The following is a 25166-nucleotide window of genomic DNA, read 5'->3' as shown; positions in this document are numbered from 1 at the left end:
ATCATCGACCAAGAAAGTGTCTTAATTGGTGTACACCTTATGAAATTTTCACTGTAAGTCTGTTGCAGTTAAATTGACAATTCATCATAAAAATAAATACAGAAAAGGTATAGATTTAAGCTAATTGTATATAATTCAATTGCACATTATACACTTAAGCATTCAAAACTGTTTATAATTTTAAATATTTTGACATTTAAAGCATTTTTGTGGCTAAGTAAGAAAAATTGCACAATTAAATAACATATTATCTTATAGTAAATGTATCGAACGATAGCTAAACAAAAAACAACTTTTGAATTGCATCGTTTGCAACGTAGATACAGTCATAACAAACTAATTTTAACGAGGAGTGTTTATAGTGGAAGGTTTATTCGAAGCAATTAAAAACACAGTTCAAGCAGGCATTGCTGGAGACGGCGCAAAATTAGGAACAAGTATTGTAAGTATCGTAGAAAATGGCGTTGGAGCATTATCTAAATTATTCGGATTCTAGTATTAAATTATATAAATATAAAACTAAAGAGGAGAATTTAATTATGACTAAATTAGCAGAAGCAATCGCAAACACAGTAAAAGCAGCAAAATCAGGTAACGGTTCAGACTTAGGTTCAAGCATCGTAGATATCGTATCAAGCGGTGTAGGTTTATTAGGTAAAGTTTTCGGATTTTAATTCAAATATAAATAATACAAAATATAAAATAAAGGGGTAATTTAAAATGGCAGATTTATTTAACGCAATTAAAGAAACAGTACAAGCAGGTATTGCTGGAGACGGCGCGAAATTAGGAACAAGCATCGTAAGCATCGTAGAAAACGGTGTAGGCGTATTATCAAAATTATTCGGATTCTAGTATTTGAATATATAAACAATGGTCAGGGTGATAACCTTGGCCATTTTTTTGTGTTATAAAATCATGTATAATACAACAAAAGCATGTATTAAATAATTCTAAGATGTGAATATAAAAGAGGGTTCCATAATGAATAAAAAGAGTTTACTTTTAGATTTTGATGACACAATTGTAGATTTTAAAAGTGCTGAAGCATATGCATTTTATAAATTAGCAGAGCATTACAACTTAGAAGTTAATAATGAAGATTTACAAAATTTTATGTTGGTCAATGAAGCACACTGGAATGCTTTCCAAAAAAATGAACTAACAAAAACTGAAGTTTTGAGTCAAAGATTTGAAGTTTATTTTGAGTCGCATCAATTAACTGTCGATGGTAATGAGGCAGATCAATTTTTTAGAAATGAATTAGCAAACGCGCCAATTAAATATTTTGAGAACACTAAAGATACGCTAGCACAATTAAAAACACAGCATGATTTATATATTGTGACGAATGGTGTGCTAGAAACACAAGAAAGACGTATTACCAAAACAGAAATAGAGCAGTGGTTTAAAGGCGTATTTGTTTCTGAACAAACAGGTTACCAAAAGCCAATGCCAGAATTTTTTGATTATGTATTTAATGAAATAGGCGAGGATAAACGTGAAGAGGCTATAATTATTGGTGATTCATTGTCATCTGATATATTAGGTGGTAAGAACGCAGGGATTAAAACATGTTGGTTCAACCCTAGAAAGAAATTGAATGATACGGGCATTCTACCTGATCATACAATTACTTCATTTGATGAATTATTGCTACTGATAAAATAATAAAAGAGATTGCACGTGTGCAATCTCTTTTATTTATGGCTTCCAAACTAATACGTCATGGCCATCTCTATTTACAGCTTCTAAATCAGTGAACCCTTGCTTAATAAAAAATTGTTTAGACTGATTTCGTGCAATAACTTTAATTGGGAGTCCTTGTTCTTTGGCAAAGTCTAAAAGTGCCTTGCCGTAACCACGATCTTGAAAATCGCGTAAAACTTCTAATTTCCATAATACGTTATAATCATCGAAGTCTGGGAAGTATGTTTCTTCTACTTCTCCTTTGCGGTATAACGCCATTCTTGCCCCTAGACGGTCGCCGACATAGATACCGTAGAATGGTGAATCTGAACTTGCATCAATCATCTCTCCACGAAGTTCGTCAACTAAATATAAATCTTCGTTTCCGAAGTTACGGAAATCTTCGAAAAGTTCGTCTGTTTTGTAATTGATATCGAGACGCTTAACATTACTCATAGCATCTTCCCCCTTTGCATTATTACATACTATTATACCTTATTTTAATTGTTTTTTCACAAAAATAACGGTTTAAATCTTTAATCATTTAGGGATAAGTTTTTATCGCAATAAATTAGTTGAATTATGTATTTGAATAAGTAGATTGTTGTGTAGCGTACATGAGTCACTTTATTTATCAACAAATAATATAAAAATATAAGCCGTAAAATTGTCAATATTGAATATAAACTTTATACTAATTAGGAATAGAGTAACATAAGGAGAATTACGCATGGATTGTATGATTACGAAACTAAACGAAAAAGATCAATTTATATCGAAAATAAAAAATAGTGATTCAACACTGGGGCAGTTTTATCAATTTGATGCAATGGACGAAAACAGTTACCATACGCAACTCACAGCTACTAATAATGGTAGAGAAGAAGCCCTTTCGGAAGTTATAGAACATTATATGAGTGATTTAACATTATCTGAACAGCAGTCTGAAAATTTAAGATTATTAAGTGAAGGCGCTAAAGTAATTATAGGTGGTCAGCAAGCAGGATTGTTTGGTGGACCTTTATACACGTTTCACAAGATATTTTCAATCATTGCCTTGAGTGAAAAACTTTCAAAGGATCATGATACAAATGTGTTACCAGTATTTTGGATTGCAGGAGAAGATCATGATTTTGATGAAGTCAATCATACTTATGCTTACAATGCGCAACAAGCAAAATTACAAAAAGTAAAATATCATACGATGACACCACCAGAAGCAAGCGTATCAACATATTATCCAGATAAAGAACAACTAAAAGAGACACTTGGACAGTTTTTCCAACAATTGAATGAAACAGTACATACGAAGCAACTATTAAAGATGTGTACTTCTATTATTGAACAATATGATTGTTGGACAGATATGTTCAAAGCGCTATTACATGAAGTGTTTAAAGCGTATGGATTATTAATGATTGATGCAAATGATCCGGAATTGAGAAAAATAGAACGACCATTTATCAAACAAATTATCGAACAACATGAAGCAGTAGATACCGCTTTTAGATCAGGGCAAAAAAATACAATCGATAACGGATTGGATCAAATGATACAAACAGAAACTAATGTGCATTTGTTTTTACAAGAAGACAACATGCGACAATTGTTAACGTTTAAAGATGATTACTTCTACATTAATAAATCAGACAAATATATTACTAAAGAAGAATTGCTTAATATATTAGAAACAGAACCAGAACGTTTTTCTAATAATGTGGTAACACGTCCAATTATGGAAGAATGGTTATTCAATACAGTGGCATTTGTCGGTGGTCCAAGTGAGATTAAATATTGGGCTGAGTTAAAAGAGGTATTTCATACCTTGGATGTAGAGATGCCAATTGTGTTACCAAGATTGAGAATCAGTTATATATATACACGGACTCAGAAGTTACTAGCGCAATATAACTTGGAAGCACAATCTATTATTAAAAATGGTATCGCAGAAAGTAAAGAAAGGTTTGTACGAGCGCAAGCTTCACAATCATTAATAGATAAAGTAGAAGCGTTAAAAGTACAACAAGAAAAGTTATACGAAACATTAAAAGATGAAGTTTCTGATAGTAACGATAACCAATTATTATTAGAGAAGAATAATAAAATTCATCAGAATCAGTTTGATTACTTAATTAACAGATACCTTTTAAACATTGAAAGAGAAAATGCAATCAGTATGAAGCATTTTAATGAGTTAAGCGCGTCATTACATCCGATGGGAGGATTGCAAGAAAGAATTTGGAATCCACTACAAATTATGAATGATTTTGGGATAGATGTGTTCAGTCCCTCCACCTATCCACCACTTTCTTACACTTTTGATCATATTATCATTAAACCTTAGATACGCAAGGGTTTCACCCGATTCATCAACTTGATGAATCGGGTGTTTTTTTATGTATTTTAAGAAAAATTGGTGAAATTTGTATAATTAGTGGAGGATAGTGGTGAGATGTGGTAAATTATATATATAAGAAGGTGAGGTGATTATAAATGTTCATGGGAGAATACGAACATCAGTTGGATACCAAAGGACGTATGATAGTTCCATCTAAGTTTCGTTATGATTTAAATGAACGTTTTATAATCACTCGAGGCCTTGATAAATGTTTGTTTGGCTATACTTTAGAAGAATGGCAAATCATTGAAGAAAAAATGAAGACATTACCTATGACTAAGAAGGATGCACGTAAATTTATGCGTATGTTCTTCTCAGGAGCAGTTGAAGTAGAGCTAGATAAGCAAGGGCGTATCAACATTCCACAGAATTTACGCCAATATGCAAATTTAAGTAAGGAATGTACAGTGATTGGTGTTTCAAATCGTATTGAGATTTGGGATAGAGAAACTTGGAGCAGCTTCTATGATGAATCTGAAGAAAGTTTCGAAGATATTGCTGAAGACTTAATTGATTTTGATTTCTAAATGGAGGTGTTAACTTGTTTCATCATGTCAGCGTAATGCTTAAAGAGACCATTGATTATTTAAATATTAAAGAAGATGGCGTGTATGTCGACTGTACATTAGGTGGGGCAGGTCATGCGCTCTATTTATTAAATCAACTCGGAGACGAAGGTAGACTAATTGCAATTGATCAAGACACAACAGCTATAGAAAATGCTAAATCAGTATTGAAAAATCATTTGCATAAAGTAACCTTCGTACACAACAACTTTAGAAATATAACTGAAATTTTAAATGACTTAAATATTGAAAAAGTAGATGGTATTTATTACGATTTGGGCGTTTCTAGTCCACAACTAGATGTGCCAGAACGTGGATTTAGTTACCATCATGATGCAAAACTTGATATGCGAATGGACCAAACACAGGCATTGTCGGCTTATGAAGTCGTTAATGATTGGGAGTTTGAAAAACTTGTTAGAATTTTCCATCGCTATGGCGAAGAAAAATTTTCTAAACAAGTTGCTAGACGTATAGAACAAAATAGAGCACAGAAGCCAATAGAAACAACTTTAGAACTAGTAGACATCATTAAAGAAGGGATACCTGCTAAAGCACGACGAACGGGCGGACATCCAGCGAAAAGAATTTTCCAAGCGATTCGTATCGCAGTTAATGATGAACTATCCTCATTTGAACAATCGTTAGAACAAGCAATCGAAGCAGTAAAAGTAGAGGGTAGGATTTCAGTCATAACGTTTCATTCATTAGAAGATCGTTTATGCAAGCAAATGTTTCAAGAATACGAAAAAGGGCCTGATGTACCAAGGGGATTGCCAGTCATACCTGAAGCATACACACCTAAATTGAAACGTGTTAACCGTAAACCTTTCACCGCTAGTGATGATGATCTTGAAGTAAATAATAGAGCGCGTAGTGCAAAGTTACGTGTAGCAGAAATTTTAAAATAAGGAGTGAATGATGAGTGGCAGTTGAAAAGATATATCAACCTTATAACGATATAGAAACACAAATTCCTGAGTCGCAACCGAGGACAGAGCCAAAAACCGTAAAACGTAAAGTCGTAGTTCAACTTACAAAGTTTGAGAAGATGTTATACATAGGACTTATAACAGTTATTGCTTTAATCAGTATTTATATGCTATCTTTAAAAATGGATGCGTATGATACACGAGGAAAAATTGCAGATTTAGACACAAAAATCGAAAAACAATCAAGTGAAAACAGCGCAATAGAATCTGAAATTAAAAAGAACTCTTCATATGAACGCATTTACGATAAGGCTAAGAACGAAGGAATGAGCCTTAAGAACGACAATGTAAAGGTAGTGCGTAATAATGGCGAAGCGAAAAATTAGATTAAAAAAACCTAAATTTCAAATTAAACAAAGTAAAATAGGGGCAGTCCTACTCATCCTTGGATTCGGACTGCTCTTTTTTACGTTGGTTTTAAGATATTCATATATTATGTTGACCGGTCACTCATCGGGCGAAGATTTAATTATGAAAGCAAATGAGAAATATTTAGTAAACAGTCAAGAGCAACCTGAACGAGGTAAAATCTATGACAGAAATGGCAAAATTCTGGCTGAAGATGTTGAACGATATAAACTTGTGGCAATTGTAGATAAAAAAGCAAGTGAAGGCAGCGACAAACCTAAACACGTTACTGACAAAAAAGAGACTGCTAAAAAATTAGCAACAGTAGTTGATATGTCAGCTAAAGAAATTGAAGAAAAACTAAATAATAAAAAGGCCTTTCAAGTAGAGTTTGGTCAAAAAGGTACAGATTTAACATACCAAGAAAAAGAAAAAATAGAAAAAATGAAGCTACCAGGTGTGACATTATATCCAGAGACTGAAAGATTTTATCCTAATGGAAACTTTGCATCGCACCTTATCGGTATGGCTCAAAAAGATCCAGAAAATGGCGATCTTAAAGGTGCTATGGGCGTAGAAAAAATCTTTGATAGTTATTTATCAGGTCAAAAAGGTGCGCTCTCATATATACATGACATTTGGGGTTATATCGCACCAAATACTAAACAAGAAAAAGCACCAAAGCGTGGTGATGATGTTCATTTAACGATTGACTCTAATATTCAAGTCTTTGTAGAGGAAGCATTGGATGGCATGGTTGAACATTATAAACCTAAAGACTTATTTGCTGTGGTGATGGATGCACACACAGGTGAAATATTAGCATTCAGTCAAAGACCAACATTCAACCCAGAAACTGGTAAAGATTTCGGGAAGAAATGGGCTAATGATTTATATCAAAATACGTATGAACCAGGATCAACATTTAAATCTTTTGGATTAGCAGCTGCGATTCAAGAAGGGAAATTTGATCCAAAAGAAAAATATACTGCTGAGCCTCGTGAAGTTATGGGTTCAAAAATCTCTGACTGGAATAAAGTAGGTTGGGGTAAAATTCCAATGTCACTAGGATTCACATATTCTTCCAACACGTTAATGATGCATTTGCAAGACTTAGTTGGTGCAGATAAAATGAAGGATTGGTATGAGAAATTTGGTTTTGGTAAGTCGACAAATGGTTTGTTTGATGGTGAAGCTACAGGCGGTATTGCTTGGGATAACGAAGCACAACAAAAAACATCTTCATTTGGACAATCTACTACTGTCACACCAGTCCAGATGCTTAGAGCACAATCAGCATTTTTTAATGATGGAAATATGCTAAATCCATGGTTTGTAGAAAGTGTTTCAAATCCGGTTAGCAAAGATACATTTTATAAAGGTAAAAAGGAATTTGCTGGAAAACCAATTACAAAAGATACAGCTAAAAAAGTTCGTACTGAACTAGATAAAGTTGTGAATAGTAAAGATAGTCATGCCCAAAATTATAAAATTGACGGATATGACGTAGCCGGTAAAACAGGTACTGCACAAGTAGCCGATTCAGATAATGGTGGTTACGTCAACGGTGCAAACCCGTACTTTGTAAGTTTCATTGGTGATGCACCAAAAGATGACCCAGAAGTTATAGTTTATGCTGGTATGAGTTTAGCGCAAAAAAATGATCAAGAAGCCTATGAAATGGGTGTGAGTAAGGCGTTCAAACCAATTATGGAAAATACTTTGAAATATCTTAATGTTGGAGATAAGAATTCAAAAGATAGTTCTGATGTTAAATATAGTAAGGTTCCAAATGTAGAAGGACAAGCCACTCAAAAAGCGCAAGACAAATTAAACGGCAAATCTATAGAACCGGTTGTAATTGGTAGTGGAGAAAAAATCACTAAACAATCTATTACACCAGACAAAGAAGTGTTACCAAATAGTAAGGTTCTGTTATTAACGGATGGAGATATTACAATGCCTGATATGACAGGATGGACAAAAGAAGAAGTAGTAGCTTTTGAAAAACTTACTAATACTAAGGTTACAACTAAGGGTAGTGGTTTTGTATCTAACCAATCTGTAACTAAAGGTCAGAAATTAAGTAAAAATGATAAAATTGAAGTTACTTTATCATCAGAAAATATAAACGGACAATCGTCCGAAAATGAATCGAGTGATGGTCAATCATCAAGCGATCAATCAAAGGAAAAAGATTCAAAAGATAAACAAGAGTAAATTGAAAGTAGGTATTTGAACATACTGAAGTCACTTGAAAGTTAGCATTATTTTAAACATTAAGGTGAACACAATCGCATGAACGGTGGCATAGCATCATTCAATAAATGCATCGTTTATGCAATTCTTACCTTGTTAAATAGCAATTAACTACAGGCACCACGACATAATCCAATTAAAGAAATAAAGGAGCATTATATGGTTTATTTACTCGCAATTATTGCACTTCTAATCACATTTATATTAGTCCCAGTATTAATTCCAACACTTAAAAGAATGAAGTTTGGTCAAAGCATTAGAGAAGAAGGCCCTCAAAGTCACATGAAGAAAACGGGTACACCGACAATGGGTGGACTTACATTCCTAATTAGTATCATTATCACTTCAGTACTGGCAATTATCTTTTTAGATAATTCAAATCCTATCATCCTATTATTGTTTGTAACGATTGGTTTCGGACTCATAGGATTTATTGACGATTATATTATTGTCGTTAAGAAAAATAATCAAGGTTTGACAAGTAAACAAAAATTCTTAGCTCAAATTGCAATTGCAGTTATATTCTTCATTTTAAGCCAAGTTTTTAATTTAACTGATTTTTCTACAGGTATTCACATACCATTTATTAATATTGAAGTGCCATTATCTATCGCTTATGTGATATTTATTGTCTTTTGGCAAGTAGGTTTTTCAAATGCAGTTAATTTAACAGATGGCTTGGATGGGTTAGCAACGGGATTATCAATCATTGGATTTGTAATGTATGCCATTATGGCTTACTTCCAAGGTGCCACATCTATCGGTATATTTTGTATTATTATGATATTTGCTTTACTAGGCTTCTTGCCATTTAACTTAAATCCGGCAAAAGTCTTCATGGGAGATACGGGTAGTTTAGCACTTGGTGGTATCTTTGCTACAATATCTATTATGTTAAACCAAGAGTTGTCACTCATATTTATAGGTTTTGTATTTGTAGCTGAAACGCTATCTGTAATGATGCAAGTAACGTCGTTTAAGTTAACAGGTAAACGAATTTTCAAAATGTCACCATTACATCATCACTTTGAACTAGTAGGTTGGAATGAGAAGAAAGTAGTTACGGTATTTTGGACAGTAGGCTTAATTTCAGGACTAATCGGCTTATGGATTGGAGTGAACTAATTTGCTTAAATATACAGGATTAGAAGGCAAGAACGTACTTGTAATTGGATTAGCAAAAAGTGGTTATGAAGCAGCGAAGTTATTAAATAAACTGGGAGCGCATGTAATTGTTAATGATGGTAAAGATTTAAGTCAAGATGCACATGCGATTGATTTGGAAAATATGGGGATTAAGGTTATCGGTGGCGAACACCCATTATCCTTGCTAGATAGCAATCCCATAGTCGTTAAAAATCCAGGTATTCCTTATTCCGTACCTCTGATTGAAGCAGCAACGGCTAAAGGATTAACGATATTAACTGAAGTTGAGTTGAGTTATTTAATATCAGAAGCCCCGATTATTGCTGTGACTGGGACGAATGGTAAAACGACAGTTACATCATTAATTGGAGATATGTTTCAAAAGAGTAGAGTAATTGGTAAATTATCAGGGAATATTGGTTATGTTGCTTCTAAAGTTGCACAAGAAGTAACTGCAGATGACTACTTAATTACCGAATTGTCATCATTCCAATTGTTAGGTATTGATCAATATAAACCACATATTGCAATTATTACGAATATCTATTCAGCGCATCTGGATTATCATGAGACGCTAGACAATTATCAAAATGCCAAAAAGCAAATTTATAAAAATCAAACCGAAGACGATTATTTAATTTGCAATTTTCACCAACGTCATTTAATAGAGTCTGAATCATTAAAAGCTAAAACATATTATTTCTCAACACAACAAGAGGTTGATGGTATTTATGTTCAAGATGGCTATATTGTATTTAAAGGATTTAGAATCATTCATAAAGACGATTTAGTATTACCAGGTGAACATAACTTAGAAAATATACTTGCAGCAGTGCTAGCAGCGCTCCTGTCAGGCGTATCAGTTAGAGCTATTATTGATAGTTTAACTACCTTCTCAGGCATTGAGCACCGACTCCAATATGTTGGCACTAATAAGACGAATAAATATTATAACGATTCAAAAGCTACTAACACGCTAGCAACACAGTTTGCACTAAATTCATTTGATCAACCAATTATTTGGTTGTGTGGTGGATTAGATCGAGGTAATGATTTTGACGAATTAATTCCGCATATGGAGCATGTTCGTGTGATGGTTGCTTTCGGTGAAACTAAAGACAAATTTGTGAAACTAGGTGAAAGTCAAGGGAAATTCGTGTTAACTGCGAATGACGTTCAAGATGCAGTTGATAAGATACAATCAGTTATAGAACCGAATGACGTTGTTTTACTATCACCAGCATGTGCAAGTTGGGATCAATACAATACATTTGAAGAGCGCGGAAATAAATTTATTAAGAGTTTCCAAGCGAACTTACCGTCTTTCTAAAGGGTGTGAAAATACATGACTGATAAAGTAAAAACCTTTGATTCTGATTACTTAAAAGAAAAAAGAGCGCAACGTCGAAAAAGACAGAAACAAATTCAATATTCGGTCTTTGGAGTATTATTGTTTATTATTGTATTAATATTAATTTATATGTTCACACCGTTAAGTAAGGTGAATAATGTAGAAATAACAGGTAATGATAATGTTTCAAAAAGCGAGATTAATAAAGCCATTAACGTGAAAGATAATTCTAGAATGTATACGTTCAGCACTTCAAAGGCACAAAGTAACTTGAAAGACATTAACTTAATTAAAAGCGCAGAAGTGAAAAAACATTTTCCCAATCAGTTAACTGTTAAAGTATCAGAAAAGCAAATTGTTGCTTTGGTTAAGCAAAAGGATGAATATGTGCCGATTTTAGAAGATGGTTCAGAATTAAAGGGTTACGATGGCAATGCAACTGATGATGGTCCGATTTTAGAAGGATTTGAAAAGGATAAAAAGAAAAAAATTATCCAAGAATTATCTAAAATGCCAGCTAAGGTTAGGAGCGTTATAGCAGAAATAAAATACGATCCTCAAGAAAATGCGCAAAGCCAAGTTAAATTATTTACAACGGATGAAATCCAAATCGTTGGCAATCTTAATACAATTGCTAATAAAATGCAGTATTATCCACAAATGTCGCAATCGTTGGAACGTGACGAATCAGGAAACCTTAAGAAATCTGGATACATTGATTTATCTGTAGGTGCTTCGTTTATTCCTTATAATGGAGGTAGCACTACAAAATCATCCAGTGACCAAAATGTGGAAAAAGGATCTGCTGAAGAAAATAAAGCAAAAGATGAATTACAAAATGCTTTAAATAAAATTGCAGATAAAACAAACAAAAATAATTAAAAAATTTAGACAAATACATGTGTTTATAGTTCACAAGCGTCGAAACGTATTGTAAACTGTTAATAGTGTGAACATGAATAAGTGATTGTCAGGAGGTGCCTATCTATGGAAGAGCATTATTATGTAAGTATAGATATCGGTTCATCAAGTGTTAAAGCGATAGTGGGCGAAAAATTTCACAATGGTATTAATGTGATAGGTACAGGACAGACCTACACAAGTGGGATAAAAAATGGTTTGATTGATGATTTTGATATTGCGAAACAAGCAATTAAAGATACTATCAAAAAAGCCTCTATAGCTTCAGGTGTAGATATAAAGGAAGTATTTTTAAAACTTCCAATTATCGGTACAGAAGTATTTGATGAATCTAATGAAATAGAATTTTATGAAGATACAGAACTAGATGGTACGCATATTGAAAGTGTACTTGAAAGTATTAGAGAGAAAAATGATGTACCAGAAACTGAAATTATTAACGCATTTCCAATTAAATTTGTAGTTGATGGAGATAATGAAGTATCTGATCCGAAAGAACTTGTTGCAAGACATAGTTTGAAAGTTGAAGCGGGTGTCATTGCAATTCAGAAATCAATTCTAATCAATATGATTAAATGTGTTGAATCATGTGGTGTAGACGTCTTAGATGTATACTCTGATGCATATAATTATAACTCAGTACTTTCTGCTACTGAAAAAGAGTTAGGTGCTTGTGTTATTGATATTGGTGAAGATATTACGCAACTAGCTTTTTATGAACGTGGTGAGCTTGTCGATGCCGATGCCATAGAAATGGCTGGTCGCGATATTACCGAAGACATAGCAAAAGGATTGAATACTTCGTTCGAAACAGCTGAAAAGATTAAGCACCAATATGGACATGCATTCTTTGATTCAGCGTCTGACCAAGATGTGTTCAGTGTTGATCAAGTGGATAGTGATGAAGATGCGCAATATACACAAAAAGATTTAGCAGATATTATTGAAGCACGTGTAGAAGATATTTTCTTTAATGTTTTCGAAGTGTTACAAGAACTTGGTCTTACTAAAGTTAATGGCGGCTTCGTTGTTACAGGTGGTTCTGCTAATTTATTAGGTGTTAAAGAATTGCTACAAGATATGGTTAGTGAAAAAGTGAGAATTCATACACCATCACAAATGGGAATTAGAAAACCAGAATTTTCTTCAGCGATTTCAACAATTTCTAGTAGCATTACTTTCGATGAATTGCTAGATTATGTTACAATTAGTAATCATGACAATGAAGAATTTGAAGAAGAAGTCATCGAATCCGACGAAAGAGAACATAGTACAAAGTCAAGTGGATTTGATTGGTTCAAGAAGAAATCGAACAAACAAGATAATGCACTTCAATCGTCAAATTCTGATTCAAGAGTGACAGATGAACCTGTTGAAGCGGAAGAGCCAGAGGTATACGATGATACGTATGATGAACAAAGTAAACCTCAAGACAAAGAAGAAGGTAAATTTAAAAAACTTATGAAATCTCTATTCGATTGATTGGCCATTAAAACTAGGAGGAAATATAAATGTTAGAATTTGAACAAGGATTTAATCATTTAGCGACGTTAAAAGTCATCGGTGTAGGGGGCGGCGGTAATAACGCTGTAAACCGTATGATTGACCATGGTATGAATAATGTTGAATTTATTTCAATTAATACGGATGGACAAGCTTTAAACTTATCTAAAGCTGAGTCTAAAATCCAAATTGGAGAAAAATTAACTCGTGGTCTAGGTGCTGGTGCAAACCCTGAAATTGGTAAAAAAGCAGCAGAAGAGTCACGCGAACAAATCGAAGATGCAATCCAAGGTGCAGATATGGTATTCGTAACTGCAGGTATGGGTGGCGGTACTGGTACTGGAGCAGCACCAGTCGTAGCTAAAATTGCAAAAGAAATGGGTGCACTTACTGTTGGTGTTGTAACGCGTCCGTTTGGTTTTGAAGGCCGTAAACGTCAAACTCAAGCAGCAGCAGGCGTTGAAGCAATGAAAGCAGCTGTTGATACATTAATCGTGATTCCTAATGATCGTTTATTAGATATCGTTGATAAATCTACACCAATGATGGAAGCATTTAAAGAAGCAGATAACGTATTACGCCAAGGTGTACAAGGTATCTCTGATTTAATCGCAGTATCAGGTGAAGTTAACCTTGACTTTGCAGACGTTAAAACAATCATGTCTAACCAAGGTTCTGCATTAATGGGTATCGGTGTTTCATCAGGTGAAAACCGTGCAGTGGAAGCAGCTAAAAAAGCAATTTCATCACCATTATTAGAAACTTCAATTGTAGGAGCACAAGGTGTTCTTATGAATATTACTGGTGGAGAGTCATTATCACTTTTCGAAGCACAAGAAGCAGCTGATATCGTACAAGACGCTGCAGATGAAGATGTGAATATGATATTCGGTACAGTTATTAACCCAGAATTACAAGATGAAATTGTTGTAACTGTTATTGCAACAGGATTTGAAGACAAACCATCATCACAAGGACGTAAAGCGTCAAACACTGGTTTCGGAAGCAGTGCTGCAAGTAATCATACATCTAAAGAAGATACATTTACATCAAGTTCAGCAAGTACGTCTCAATCATCAGACAATGCAAGTGAAGGTAGAACACATACTACTAACGAAGATGATATTCCAAGTTTCATCAGAAACAGAGAAGAAAGACGTTCAAGAAGAACAAGACGTTAATATAAACGTTGTTGCGATGTATCATTAATATCGTGTGAGGCTGGGACATATTGTTGTCTCAGCCTCTAATTGTAGTATGACTAAAATGAAAAGTTGTGCTTAAATAGACTTGTTAGTGTTTGTGAACTAGATTTGTTATTAGCATTTATGGAGGTCTATCGTCATGTCAGAAAAGTTTATTAAAAAAAGTCACATTCTGCAGTATGAAGATACTAAATTAAAAAATGTGAAATTGGGTATTACCACTAGAGAAGCAGGATTTAGTGCATTCCCGCGTGATGCCTTCAATATGGCAAGATATATTGATGATGTTCAACAGAATATTACGAAGCATCAACAAGCACTTGCTAATGTTATACAAATTCCTAGAGAGCAATGGGTCTTTCCAATTCAAACCCATGAGAATAAGGTTGTAGAAGTTACAGCTGAAGATAAAGGTACCAATATAGATACATTGACAGATCGTTTACATGGTATTGATGCGATGTATACTTATGAATCTGACATTTTATTGACGATGTGCTATGCAGATTGTGTCCCCATTTATTTCTTTAGTGAAGATCATCACTATATTGCTTTAGCACATGCAGGTTGGAGAGGTACAGTTGGTCAAATTGTCAATGAAGTTATTGCAAAAATAGATTTTGATTTAAATGATTTAAATGTAGTCATAGGTCCTGCCACATCGCCATCATATGAAATTAATGATGATATTAAATCTAAATTTGAAGCACTTCCGATTGATATAGAGCAATATGTATTTACACGTGATCAAGACAGACATGGTATAGATTTGAAAGTTGCGAATGCATTATTGCTTGAACATGCAGGTGTACCTATGGAAAATATATATATTACTGACTATGCTACATCAGAAAATTTGTCTTTATTTTTCTCTTATAGAGTTGAAAAAGGAGACACGGGAAGAATGTTAGCATTTATAGGCCAATGATTAAGAGGTGTTTAAATTTGGACGTAAAAAATAATTTAGAGCAAATTAATACACAGATTCAAACTGCAAGTGAAAAAGGTCATACTTCAACATTGCCTGACGTGATTGCAGTGACGAAGTATGTTACAATAGACCGTGCTAATGATGCATATAATGCAGGAATTAGACACTTTGGAGAAAACCGTGTTGAAGGTTTTCAAGATAAGAAAGCTGCATTGCCTAGAGATGTTGTAATGCATTTTATAGGTTCATTGCAAACGAGAAAAGTCAAAGAAGTTATCAATGATGTAGATTATTTTCATGCTTTAGATCGTTTAAAGTTAGCTAAAGAAATCAATAAAAGGGCAGAACATCAAGTGAAATGTTTTGTTCAAGTCAATGTTTCGGGTGAGGCATCAAAGCAGGGTGTTTCATTAACCGAAGTGAATCATTTTATTGAAGCACTGAAAGATTACGAAAATATAGAAGTTGTAGGACTTATGACTATGGCGCCATTAACTGAAGATGAGTCATACATAAAAGACCTATTTCAATTATTAAAATCAAAAAGAGATGAGATTAAAGCGCTCAATTTAAATTATGCACCTTGTACGGAGCTATCAATGGGGATGAGTAATGATTTCCAAATAGCGGCAGAAGTTGGTGCAACATTTGTGAGAATTGGGACTAAACTTGTAGGAAAAGAGGAGTGAGCCCCGTGGCTTTAAAAGATTTATTTAATGGATTTTTCGTGGTTGAAGAGGAAGATGACCAAATAGAAGCACCACCAGAAGAAGAACAAGATAGACAACAACATAAACAACAAGCGCAGTCTCAAAATCAATATGCAGAGCAATCTAATAATGTAAATACAGAAAGACAGAGAGCTATACAGTCCGTACCCAAAAAACAATCAACAAGATTACAACAATCAACGGGTGAAAGGAAGTATCAAATGAATAACACATCATCAAAAAATAATGCTAGGAACGTTGTGAATATGAATAATCAAGAACAAGATCATTTTGAATTTACGCAAGAAAGTTCTAAAATGTGTTTATTCGAACCCCGCGTTTTTTCAGACACACAAGATATTGCTGATGAGTTAAAAAATCGTCGTGCAACATTAGTGAATTTACAACGCATTGATAAAGTCTCAGCGAAACGTATCATTGATTTCTTAAGTGGTACAGTTTATGCCATTGGCGGAGATATTCAACGTGTGGGATCAGATATATTCCTATGTACACCAGACAATGTAGAAGTTGCTGGTAGTATTACAGATCAGATAGAGAACATGGAATACCAAGGTGAATAGAGGTTAGAAATAAATGGATATAGGATTATTAGCAAATATATTTAATTTTATTTTATTCTTGGTTCAAATTTATTATTACGGTATGATTGTCTATTTCTTTATGTCATGGATACCAAATGCGCGTGACAATAAATTTGGTCAGTTTTTAGCAAAAATTTATGAACCATTTTTACAACAGTTTCGTAAAATTATTCCACCAATCGGAATGATTGATATATCGTCAATTGTTGCAATTATTGTTTTGGTCTTATTCCAACAAGGATTGGCTAGCATTTTCAATTTAATTTTAAGTAATTTAATGTAAAACGGAAATTTAAAATTGATAATAGCAGTTATAAAATAGTTCATTATGTATAAAATAAAGCATGAGCACCTAACGTTAATTAACGCGAGGTGCTTTGTGTTGTATTTGGAGTGATACACATCGATATATACCAACATTTTAGAAAAGAAGAGCACGCATTAATTGATCAACTCCTTGATAAATGTCATCGTGCTAATGATCAATATGCGCCGGTGTTGACCCCATTTTTAGATCCACGAGGCCAATACATTATGGAAGTCATTGGCGGAAGTTTTGAAGAATTAGAGGTGACATTTTATGGCGGACCTTATGCTGAACGCAAAAGAGCAATTGTCGCACCGAGTTATTTTGAACCTGAAGTTTCAGAGTTTGAAATCGTACTATTAGAAATTGATTATCCACAAAAATTCGTGACCTTACAACACCAACACATATTGGGTACAATTATGTCTTTAGGAATTGAAAGAGAACAACTTGGAGATATCTTGATTGACAATCAAATCCAATTTACTTTGACAAAACAATTAGAATCTTATATTATGTTAGAATTAAATAAAATCAAAGGTGCAACAGTTAAACTTTATTCTATTCCGCTAGAAGATATGATACAATCAAAAGAGCATTGGCAATCATTTGATACGACAGTAAGTGGTTTACGATTAGATGTTGTACTTAAAGAAATGATTCGAAAATCACGTACGATTGCTAAACAACTTATTGATAAAAAACGCGTTAAAGTCAACCATACAATTATTGATGCAGCAGATTTCCAGGTAGATCGTGGCGATTTGTTGTCGATACAAGGATATGGTCGAGCAATGTTGACAGACATTGGTGGAAAAACGAAAAAAGATAAAGTACGTATTACCTATCAAACACTTTTCAAATAAAGTGTAATAATAAGATAGGAACGCTTTGCATAAAGTATTAAATAAGATATTATAAAAACATATTATTGATAAAACACTATTTCACATATTTAATCGAATAAGAAATTAGTGTATTATAGAGGGAGGATAACACATGCCTTTTACACCAAGTGAAATTAAAAATAAAACTTTTACTCAAGTGAAAAATGGTTTTGAACCGTCAGAAGTTGAAAGTTATTTAACACAACTTAGTAATGAAATCGAACGTTTAAAAGAGGATAAAAAGCAATTAGAAAAAGTTATCGAGGATAAAGATACTAACATTCAATCTTATAAAGATGTACATCAATCTGTAAGTGACGCTTTAATTCAAGCGAAACAAGCTGGTGAAGAAACGAAAGCAGCAGCAACAAAAGAAGCAGATGCGACAATTGCGAAAGCAAAAGTAGAAGCAGATAAAATTGTAAATGATGGTGTTGAAAAAGCACGTCGTTTATCATTCCAAACTGAAGATATGAAGCGCCAATCTAAGATATTTAGATCACGATTCCGTATGCTTGTTGAAGCACAGTTGGACTTGCTTAAGAATGAAGATTGGGATTATTTGTTAAACTATGATCTTGATTCTGAACAAGTGACGCAAGAAAACATCAATCATTTACACGAAAATGATTTGACTGAGGAAGAAAAGGCGATGAAGGCGAAAGCTGAAGCAGAGCAAGCTGCAAAATCAAACGAAGATAATAATAAAGCATAATGAATAAATGGCAGACAAGTTAGAAACGGTACGCATATAACAGCGAGTAGGGGATGGTGTGAGCCTTATATATGTACGTTTTTGATATCACTGTTGTTATGAAATGAATAATTACAATGAGAGAACTCTAAGTTGAGTTAATCAGGGTGGTAACGCGGTAGAAGTCGTCCCTGTTAATTGAACTTAGAGTTCTTTTTATTTAATTGAACTAATACTGAAAATGGAAGAAGGAGTGTAAAGAAATGGATTATAAAGATACGTTATTAATGCCGAAAACGGATTTCCCAATGCGTGGTGGATTACCGAATAAGGAACCGAAGATACAAGAAGAATGGGAAGCAAACAATATTTACCAAAAAGTACTAGATAAAAATGAAGGCAATCCGTCATTTATATTGCATGATGGTCCGCCATATGCGAATGGTAACTTACACATGGGACACGCCTTAAACAAAATCTTGAAAGACATCATTACAAGATATAAATCAATGCGCGGATTTTATGCGCCGTATGTTCCAGGTTGGGACACTCATGGTTTACCAATTGAACAAGCATTGACGAAAAAAGGTGTGAAACGTAAAGAGTTATCTATTGCTGAATTTAGAAAAAAATGTGAGGCATTTGCATTAGATCAAATTGAAAATCAAAAGAAAGATTTCAAACGTTTAGGTGTTAAAGGCGATTTTAATAATCCATATATCACGTTGAAACCAGAATATGAAGCGGCACAAATCCGTTTATTTGGAGAAATGGCTGATAAAGGATTAATTTACAAAGGTAAGAAACCAGTTTATTGGTCTCCTTCTAGTGAATCTTCTTTAGCAGAAGCAGAAATTGAATATCAAGATAAGCGTTCGCCATCTATTTATGTAGCATTTGATGTTAAAGATGGTAAAAGTATTGTCGATGAAGACGCTAAATTTATAATCTGGACAACGACACCGTGGACATTACCATCTAATGTTGCAATTACGGTGCATCCTGATTTAACTTATGGTCAGTATAATGTGAATGGTGAAAAATACATTATCGGTAAAGACTTAGCGAGTGATGTTGTTGAAGCATTAGGTTGGGATGAAGATACTTTAGTTCTTGAAAAAGAGTTTAAAGGAAAAGACTTAGAGTATGTTCAAGCGCAACACCCATTCTTTGATCGTGAGTCATTAGTGATTAATGGTTTACATGTTACTACGGATGCTGGTACAGGTTGTGTGCATACAGCACCTGGTCACGGTGAAGATGACTATATCGTTGGTCAAAAATATAAATTACCTGTTATTAGTCCTGTAGATGATAAAGGTGTTTTCACAGAAGAAGCTGGGCAATTCGAAGGTATGTTTTATGATAAAGCGAATAAAGAAATCACTGATTTATTAAAAGAAGACGGTTCATTGCTTAAATTAGAATTTATCACGCACAGTTATCCACATGACTGGCGTACTAAGAAACCTGTTATCTTTAGAGCAACGCCACAGTGGTTTGCTTCAATTGATAAAGTTCGTGAAGATATCTTAAGTGCAATAGAAGATACTGGTTTTAAAGTAGATTGGGGTAAAACACGTATCTACAATATGATTCGTGATCGTGGTGAATGGGTTATTTCTCGTCAACGTGTATGGGGTGTACCATTACCTGTATTTTATGCTGAAAATGGTGACATCATCATGACAAACGAAACAGTAAATCATGTGGCTGACTTATTTGAAACACATGGTTCAAATATTTGGTTTGAACGTGAAGCTAAAGACTTATTACCTGAAGGCTTTACGCACCCGGGTAGCCCGAATGGCACATTTACGAAAGAAACAGATATCATGGATGTTTGGTTTGATTCAGGTTCTTCTCATCGCGCTGTATTAGAAACACGCCCAGAATTATCTTACCCAGCTGATTTATACCTTGAAGGAAGTGACCAATATCGTGGTTGGTTTAACTCATCAATCACTACTTCAGTTGCAACAAGAGGTCAATCACCATACAAAATGTTATTATCTCACGGCTTCGTGATGGATGGCGACGGTAAGAAGATGAGTAAGTCATTAGGTAATGTAATTGTGCCTGATCAAATCGTTAAGCAAAAAGGTGCAGATATTGCACGTTTATGGGTTAGTAGTGTAGATTATCTTTCAGATGTCCGTATTTCAGATGAAATCTTAAAACAAAGCTCAGATGTCTATCGTAAGATTAGAAACACATTAAGATTCATGTTAGGTAATGTTAGCGATTATAATCCAGCTACAGATGCTATAGCTGAAGCAGAGCTATTAGAAGTAGATAAATATTTACTAAATAGATTACGTGAATTTACGGCAAACACATTAAATCATTATGATAACTATGACTATTTAGATATTTACCAAGAAGTTCAAAACTTCATTAATGTAGAATTAAGTAATTTCTACTTAGATTACGGTAAAGATATTTTATATATCGAAGAACGTGACTCACACAAACGTCGTAGTATGCAAACAGTACTTTATCAAATCGTAGTAGATATGACGAAATTATTAGCACCAATTTTAGTGCATACTGCAGAAGAAGTGTGGTCTCATATTCCACACGTAGAAGAAGAAAGTGTTCATTTAACAAACATGCCAGAACGTGTTGAAATTGATCGTGAATTTGTTGATAGATGGAACACATTTATGAAATTACGTGACGATGTTAACCGCGCATTAGAAGTTGCACGTAGTGAAAAAGTTATCGGTAAATCATTAGAAGCAAAAGTAATCATCGGTAGTAATTCACAATTTGATGCAACGGCATTTTTACAACAATTTAGTGACCTACAACAGTTATTTATCACATCACAGGCAGAAGTTGTTGATAAAGTTGAGGATGGCGTCTCTTATCAATACGGTGATATCCGTATCGAACATGCACATGGTGAGAAATGTGAACGTTGTTGGAATTACAGTGAGGCATTAGGTTCAGTTGGCGAACTTGATAACTTATGCCCACGCTGTCAAGCAGTCGTAAAAACACTTGTTTAATTGTAAGTGATAGAGTTGAATAATTTCTAAGAGGTTGGGACATTTCATCATGTCCTAATCTCTTTTTTAATTTAGTATTGTTAAGGGTTATAGTAAAATGTACAATGTTAAGAATATACAAAAATTGTTGATATCAATTTGAATATGAAATATAAGTGATGTCAGCGATACTTTTAACGGACAATATAAATTTCACAGCATTTGTATATAAAGTAAATATAATGCTGGGTGTTATAAAGAAAGGTGTTTGTCATGTTCCATAATCAAGGTGCTCATTTTGTAAATGGCATAACATTAAATGTAAGAGATAAAGCAACGATGAAACATTTTTATCAAGATATATTAGGATTAAATATAGTAAATGAGTCCTATTCAGTCATACAATATGAGATTGGCAATCTTAATCATTTCCTAACGCTCAAAGAGGTACAAAGTGGCCGCGTACCATTGACATCTGAGGTGGGTCTGTATCATCTTGCAATTAGATTACCTTCAATGACAGATTTAGCAGATTTACTCGTGCAATTGAGTGAGTATACTATTCCTGTAACAGGAGGCGAACATGACATCACTACTTCTGTATTTGTTGAGGATCCTGAAGGTAATGGACTCGAGTTCTATGTCGACCATCCGATTGAAGACTGGGCGTTTGAAGACGGCAAAGTAGTATTAGAGACGAAACCTATAAATGTGCCACATTTATTAACATATGTATCTGATAACAAATGGCAAGGTATTCCGGATGAAAGCATGATAGGCTATATCAATATCAAGACGATTAATCTGAAACGCGTGACAACATACTATAAAAATTTCTTTGGTCTGGAGTCATCATCTATAGAAACGAATCATGCATTATATTTATCATCGAATGGTTATCACCAACACATTGTAGTAAATAATTGGTATTCCAGTATTAAACGTATCGAAAATGAAACAACCTATGGTTTAGCTTGTATTGATTACCATTATCCAGAAACGACGCACAAACAGTTAACAGGTCCCGATGGCATTCTGTTTCGTTTTAATTTTTATAAAGTGGTTTAACAAAACTATGTTCAATGAAAAGATGAACATAAACAGAAAATACGATTTTTCATTATATATTTGAACTGTAACTTTTTTTATAAGTTTGATTAGGATATAATGAAAGTTGTTGTAAAAGCGACTGAACGTAGAATAGGAGGTACAGACATGAAACGTCAGTACTATATTGGTATTTCTTTATTCATAACAATTGTGATATTAGTGTTAGATCAAATTACAAAATTTATGATAGCTAGTTCGATGAAAATTGGAGATTCGTTTAATGTTATCCCGAATTTTTTAAATATAACTTCACATCGGAATGATGGTGCTGCTTGGGGAATTTTGAGTGGCAAAATGGGTTTCTTTTACATTATTACACTTGTCATTCTCGTTGTGTTAATTGTGTTCTTTATTAAGGAAGCGAAGTATAATTTGTTGATGCAAATAGCGATTAGTTTATTGTTTGCTGGAGCTTTAGGAAACTTTATTGATCGTGTTTTTCATGGAGAAGTCGTAGATTTTGTTGATACATATATTTTTGGATATAATTTTCCAATATTTAATGTAGCGGATTCTAGTTTAACGATAGGTGTATTGTTGATTGTTATCGCTTTATTAAAAGATATGAAAAAAGAAGAGTAGGAGAGATAGTAAATGGATACACATGAATTTAAAATAGAGCGCTCAGACGACGTTGGCCAACGTATCGACAAATTACTGCCTGAGTATCAGTCGGGATGGTCACGTACACAAATTCAAGACTGGATAAAAGAGGGCCTTGTAAAAGTTAATGATAAAGTGATCAAATCAAACTATAAGACGAAAATAAATGATCAGATTGTTGTTACTGAGAAAGAAATTGTCGATGCAGATATACATCCTGAAAATTTAAATTTGGATATTTATTATGAAGATGACGATGTTGCAATCGTCTATAAACCAAAAGGCATGGTGGTTCACCCATCTGCTGGTCATTATACAGGTACTTTAGTAAATGGTCTGATGTATCAAATGAAGAATTTGTCTGGTATCAATGGAGAAATTCGTCCTGGTATTGTGCATCGTATTGATAAAGATACATCTGGTTTGTTGATGGTAGCGAAAAATGATGTTGCGCACCGTAGTTTAGTCGATCAATTGGTAAATAAGACTGTAACTCGTAAATATGTTGCATTGGTCCATGGCAACATTCCACATGATTATGGAACTGTCGATGCACCGATTGGAAGAAATAAGAACGATCGTCAGTCGATGGATGTTGTCGATGATGGTAAGGATGCAATAACACATTTTAATGTGTTAGAACATTTTAATAAATATACCCTTATAGAATGCCAGTTAGAAACGGGACGTACACACCAAATCCGTGTACATATGAAATATATTGGTTATCCTTTAGTTGGTGATCCAAAATATGGTCCGAAGAAAACAATGGATATCGGTGGGCAAGCATTGCATGCAGGCGTCATCGGTTTTGAACATCCAGTGACACATGAATATATTGAGAAATCTACGTCACTTCCTGATGACTTTGAACAGCTGTTAGCTGATTTACGTAGAAGTGATCAATAAATTCGCTTATAGTTTATTCTTTCGCGTAACTTTTAGCTGAAAATAACACTTTGAAGTATTTTAAAATGATTAGAATATCGTAAAGTAACTTGCAAGGGTTAGATATTCATGGTAATATAATGACAGTTTAATAAAGAACGAACGTCTTTAAATGTGAGTCCAGAGAGGCTTCGAAGACATGTTATCAATTAAAGTTATACAAATGTAATGTTTTTTGTAAATACATTAAACGCTGTTGTAGTTCACAAGATTGAACGCAATGGAAAGCCATAGGTCATACTGAGTAGTCAAATCAAAGCGATTAGGATTGACAGTATCATGCTAGTGGTAGAGAAAGGATCTCCAATATGTGAGATTAATCTCTGAAACATTTGGAATGACGATTAGTTAACCTCATGTCTTCGTAAAGGCATGAGGTTTTTTTATATTAAAAAAGGTAGGTGCTGAAAATGTCAGAGCGCGTTATTATGGATGAAGCAGCAATTCAACGTACAGTGACACGTATTGCTCATGAAATTTTAGAATATAATAAAGGTACTGACCAATTAGTTTTACTAGGCATTAAGACTAGAGGTGCATTTTTAGCAAGACGCATTCAACAAAAGATAGAACAAATTGATGAAGTAACCGTTCCTACAGGTACGATAGATATAACACAATTTAGAGATGATTTAGAACAAAGTATGAATAACATAGATGAAAAATCATATGAAATAGACGTTAATATCACAAATCAAGTTGTCATTATTATTGATGATGTGTTATACACAGGACGTACTGTGAGAGCGTCATTAGATGCAGTACTACAATATGCTCGTCCACAAAAAATTGGATTAGCGACGCTAGTAGATAGAGGTCACAGAGAATTACCGATTAGAGCAGATTTCGTAGGAAAAAATATTCCAACTGCAAAAGAAGAAGCGGTTTCGGTATTTCTTAATGAAATAGACGATAGAAATGCAGTAGTAATTGAATAACACCTTTTAATTCGGTACGAGAGACTGAAAAAGGGGAGAGGTAAACATAACGACATCATAGG

General features: G+C 33.9%; 26 protein-coding genes. 25 read left to right on the top strand and 1 reads right to left on the bottom strand.

Annotation, left to right across the window (positions count from 1 at the left end; genetic code table 11):
* The first annotated feature begins 361 nt into the window (after positions 1–361).
* The 4 genes from ACSULM_RS03995 (at position 362) to ACSULM_RS03980 (ending at position 1671) form a co-directional block, all read left to right on the top strand.
* Positions 362–496, top strand: a complete 135-nt coding sequence (locus ACSULM_RS03995) for a beta-class phenol-soluble modulin (RefSeq protein ID WP_069995670.1) — start codon at positions 362–364, stop codon at positions 494–496.
* Between the two features lie 43 nt (positions 497–539).
* The gene (locus ACSULM_RS03990; protein WP_436860761.1) at positions 540–674 is read left to right on the top strand and encodes a beta-class phenol-soluble modulin; all 135 of its coding nucleotides are present in this window, start codon (positions 540–542) and stop codon (positions 672–674) included.
* A 46-nt stretch (positions 675–720) separates the two neighbouring features.
* Complete coding sequence (locus ACSULM_RS03985) at positions 721–855, top strand: beta-class phenol-soluble modulin (protein ID WP_011303334.1); 135 nt, start codon at positions 721–723, stop codon at positions 853–855.
* A 129-nt stretch (positions 856–984) separates the two neighbouring features.
* Positions 985–1671: a YjjG family noncanonical pyrimidine nucleotidase gene (locus tag ACSULM_RS03980; RefSeq protein ID WP_436860760.1), complete on the top strand. Its 687-nt coding sequence runs from the start codon at positions 985–987 to the stop codon at positions 1669–1671.
* A 33-nt stretch (positions 1672–1704) separates the two neighbouring features.
* Here ACSULM_RS03980 and ACSULM_RS03975 read toward each other — a convergent pair whose 3' ends face one another.
* Positions 1705–2145, bottom strand: coding sequence for an N-acetyltransferase (locus ACSULM_RS03975; RefSeq protein WP_436853624.1), 441 nt, complete (start codon positions 2143–2145; stop codon positions 1705–1707).
* A 274-nt stretch (positions 2146–2419) separates the two neighbouring features.
* Between ACSULM_RS03975 and bshC the strand changes: the two genes are divergently transcribed.
* From bshC to pyrR, 21 genes are all read left to right on the top strand, one after another.
* Entirely contained in the window at positions 2420–4033 is a 1614-nt protein-coding gene (bshC, locus tag ACSULM_RS03970; protein WP_436860759.1) for a bacillithiol biosynthesis cysteine-adding enzyme BshC, read from the top strand.
* A 149-nt stretch (positions 4034–4182) separates the two neighbouring features.
* Entirely contained in the window at positions 4183–4614 is a 432-nt protein-coding gene (gene mraZ, locus ACSULM_RS03965) for a division/cell wall cluster transcriptional repressor MraZ (RefSeq protein WP_069995664.1), read from the top strand.
* Between the two features lie 14 nt (positions 4615–4628).
* Positions 4629–5564 (top strand): 16S rRNA (cytosine(1402)-N(4))-methyltransferase RsmH, encoded by a 936-nt coding sequence (gene rsmH, locus ACSULM_RS03960; RefSeq protein ID WP_436860758.1) that lies wholly within the window; start codon positions 4629–4631, stop codon positions 5562–5564.
* Positions 5565–5578: 14 nt separating this feature from the next.
* Positions 5579–5971, top strand: a complete 393-nt coding sequence (ftsL, locus tag ACSULM_RS03955; RefSeq protein WP_069995662.1) for a cell division protein FtsL — start codon at positions 5579–5581, stop codon at positions 5969–5971.
* On the top strand, positions 5952–8213 hold the full coding sequence (locus ACSULM_RS03950) for a penicillin-binding protein (RefSeq protein WP_436860757.1): 2262 nt from the start codon (positions 5952–5954) through the stop codon (positions 8211–8213). The genes ftsL and ACSULM_RS03950 overlap by 20 nt, the downstream gene beginning before the upstream one ends.
* Positions 8214–8411: 198 nt before the next feature.
* Positions 8412–9377 carry a phospho-N-acetylmuramoyl-pentapeptide-transferase gene (gene mraY, locus ACSULM_RS03945; RefSeq protein ID WP_436860756.1) on the top strand — a complete coding sequence of 322 codons (966 nt, stop codon included), beginning with the start codon at positions 8412–8414 and terminating at the stop codon, positions 9375–9377.
* A 1-nt stretch (position 9378) separates the two neighbouring features.
* Positions 9379–10728, top strand: coding sequence for a UDP-N-acetylmuramoyl-L-alanine--D-glutamate ligase (murD, locus tag ACSULM_RS03940; RefSeq protein WP_436853629.1), 1350 nt, complete (start codon positions 9379–9381; stop codon positions 10726–10728).
* Positions 10729–10743: 15 nt separating this feature from the next.
* On the top strand, positions 10744–11631 hold the full coding sequence (locus ACSULM_RS03935) for a cell division protein FtsQ/DivIB (protein WP_436860754.1): 888 nt from the start codon (positions 10744–10746) through the stop codon (positions 11629–11631).
* A gap of 105 nt (positions 11632–11736) precedes the next feature.
* Positions 11737–13152 carry a cell division protein FtsA gene (ftsA, locus tag ACSULM_RS03930; protein ID WP_436860753.1) on the top strand — a complete coding sequence of 472 codons (1416 nt, stop codon included), beginning with the start codon at positions 11737–11739 and terminating at the stop codon, positions 13150–13152.
* 29 nt (positions 13153–13181) lie between these two features.
* Positions 13182–14354 (top strand): cell division protein FtsZ, encoded by a 1173-nt coding sequence (ftsZ, locus tag ACSULM_RS03925; protein ID WP_436860752.1) that lies wholly within the window; start codon positions 13182–13184, stop codon positions 14352–14354.
* Positions 14355–14517: 163 nt separating this feature from the next.
* The gene (gene pgeF / locus ACSULM_RS03920; RefSeq protein WP_436860750.1) at positions 14518–15306 is read left to right on the top strand and encodes a peptidoglycan editing factor PgeF; all 789 of its coding nucleotides are present in this window, start codon (positions 14518–14520) and stop codon (positions 15304–15306) included.
* 17 nt (positions 15307–15323) lie between these two features.
* Positions 15324–15998, top strand: coding sequence for a YggS family pyridoxal phosphate-dependent enzyme (locus tag ACSULM_RS03915; protein ID WP_436860749.1), 675 nt, complete (start codon positions 15324–15326; stop codon positions 15996–15998).
* Between the two features lie 5 nt (positions 15999–16003).
* Positions 16004–16603, top strand: coding sequence for a cell division protein SepF (locus ACSULM_RS03910; protein ID WP_436860748.1), 600 nt, complete (start codon positions 16004–16006; stop codon positions 16601–16603).
* A gap of 13 nt (positions 16604–16616) precedes the next feature.
* The gene (locus ACSULM_RS03905; RefSeq protein ID WP_436853636.1) at positions 16617–16907 is read left to right on the top strand and encodes a YggT family protein; all 291 of its coding nucleotides are present in this window, start codon (positions 16617–16619) and stop codon (positions 16905–16907) included.
* Positions 16908–17017: 110 nt separating this feature from the next.
* Positions 17018–17797 carry an RNA-binding protein gene (locus tag ACSULM_RS03900; RefSeq protein ID WP_436860747.1) on the top strand — a complete coding sequence of 260 codons (780 nt, stop codon included), beginning with the start codon at positions 17018–17020 and terminating at the stop codon, positions 17795–17797.
* 133 nt (positions 17798–17930) lie between these two features.
* Positions 17931–18533: a DivIVA domain-containing protein gene (locus ACSULM_RS03895; protein ID WP_436860744.1), complete on the top strand. Its 603-nt coding sequence runs from the start codon at positions 17931–17933 to the stop codon at positions 18531–18533.
* Positions 18534–18775: 242 nt separating this feature from the next.
* Positions 18776–21526 carry an isoleucine--tRNA ligase gene (gene ileS, locus ACSULM_RS03890; RefSeq protein ID WP_436860743.1) on the top strand — a complete coding sequence of 917 codons (2751 nt, stop codon included), beginning with the start codon at positions 18776–18778 and terminating at the stop codon, positions 21524–21526.
* Between the two features lie 252 nt (positions 21527–21778).
* Entirely contained in the window at positions 21779–22573 is a 795-nt protein-coding gene (locus tag ACSULM_RS03885; protein ID WP_436860741.1) for a VOC family protein, read from the top strand.
* A gap of 147 nt (positions 22574–22720) precedes the next feature.
* Positions 22721–23197 carry a signal peptidase II gene (lspA, locus tag ACSULM_RS03880; RefSeq protein WP_436853641.1) on the top strand — a complete coding sequence of 159 codons (477 nt, stop codon included), beginning with the start codon at positions 22721–22723 and terminating at the stop codon, positions 23195–23197.
* Positions 23198–23209: 12 nt separating this feature from the next.
* On the top strand, positions 23210–24127 hold the full coding sequence (locus ACSULM_RS03875) for an RluA family pseudouridine synthase (protein ID WP_436860738.1): 918 nt from the start codon (positions 23210–23212) through the stop codon (positions 24125–24127).
* A 449-nt stretch (positions 24128–24576) separates the two neighbouring features.
* Positions 24577–25104, top strand: a complete 528-nt coding sequence (gene pyrR / locus ACSULM_RS03870) for a bifunctional pyr operon transcriptional regulator/uracil phosphoribosyltransferase PyrR (protein WP_436853643.1) — start codon at positions 24577–24579, stop codon at positions 25102–25104.
* The last annotated feature ends 62 nt before the right edge of the window (positions 25105–25166 follow it).

Source organism: Staphylococcus caeli (genome assembly GCF_051413795.1).
GTDB lineage: Bacteria > Bacillota > Bacilli > Staphylococcales > Staphylococcaceae > Staphylococcus > Staphylococcus caeli_A.
The sequence above is the reverse complement of the archived record's forward strand: the minus strand, read 5'-3'. Positions and strand labels throughout refer to the sequence as shown.

Excerpts from the sequence above, each read along its gene's own strand:
- ACSULM_RS03990 (WP_436860761.1), top strand. The coding sequence starts at position 540 with ATGACTAAATTAGCAGAAGCAATCGCAAACACAGTAAAAGCAGCAAAA.
- ACSULM_RS03985 (WP_011303334.1), top strand. The coding sequence starts at position 721 with ATGGCAGATTTATTTAACGCAATTAAAGAAACAGTACAAGCAGGTATT.
- ACSULM_RS03980 (WP_436860760.1), top strand. The coding sequence starts at position 985 with ATGAATAAAAAGAGTTTACTTTTAGATTTTGATGACACAATTGTAGAT.
- ACSULM_RS03975 (WP_436853624.1), bottom strand. The coding sequence starts at position 2,145 with ATGAGTAATGTTAAGCGTCTCGATATCAATTACAAAACAGACGAACTT.
- bshC (WP_436860759.1), top strand. The coding sequence starts at position 2,420 with ATGGATTGTATGATTACGAAACTAAACGAAAAAGATCAATTTATATCG.
- mraZ (WP_069995664.1), top strand. The coding sequence starts at position 4,183 with ATGTTCATGGGAGAATACGAACATCAGTTGGATACCAAAGGACGTATG.
- ACSULM_RS03950 (WP_436860757.1), top strand. The coding sequence starts at position 5,952 with ATGGCGAAGCGAAAAATTAGATTAAAAAAACCTAAATTTCAAATTAAA.
- mraY (WP_436860756.1), top strand. The coding sequence starts at position 8,412 with ATGGTTTATTTACTCGCAATTATTGCACTTCTAATCACATTTATATTA.
- ACSULM_RS03935 (WP_436860754.1), top strand. The coding sequence starts at position 10,744 with ATGACTGATAAAGTAAAAACCTTTGATTCTGATTACTTAAAAGAAAAA.
- ftsA (WP_436860753.1), top strand. The coding sequence starts at position 11,737 with ATGGAAGAGCATTATTATGTAAGTATAGATATCGGTTCATCAAGTGTT.
- ftsZ (WP_436860752.1), top strand. The coding sequence starts at position 13,182 with ATGTTAGAATTTGAACAAGGATTTAATCATTTAGCGACGTTAAAAGTC.
- pgeF (WP_436860750.1), top strand. The coding sequence starts at position 14,518 with ATGTCAGAAAAGTTTATTAAAAAAAGTCACATTCTGCAGTATGAAGAT.
- ACSULM_RS03905 (WP_436853636.1), top strand. The coding sequence starts at position 16,617 with ATGGATATAGGATTATTAGCAAATATATTTAATTTTATTTTATTCTTG.
- ACSULM_RS03895 (WP_436860744.1), top strand. The coding sequence starts at position 17,931 with ATGCCTTTTACACCAAGTGAAATTAAAAATAAAACTTTTACTCAAGTG.
- ileS (WP_436860743.1), top strand. The coding sequence starts at position 18,776 with ATGGATTATAAAGATACGTTATTAATGCCGAAAACGGATTTCCCAATG.
- ACSULM_RS03885 (WP_436860741.1), top strand. The coding sequence starts at position 21,779 with ATGTTCCATAATCAAGGTGCTCATTTTGTAAATGGCATAACATTAAAT.
- lspA (WP_436853641.1), top strand. The coding sequence starts at position 22,721 with ATGAAACGTCAGTACTATATTGGTATTTCTTTATTCATAACAATTGTG.
- ACSULM_RS03875 (WP_436860738.1), top strand. The coding sequence starts at position 23,210 with ATGGATACACATGAATTTAAAATAGAGCGCTCAGACGACGTTGGCCAA.
- pyrR (WP_436853643.1), top strand. The coding sequence starts at position 24,577 with ATGTCAGAGCGCGTTATTATGGATGAAGCAGCAATTCAACGTACAGTG.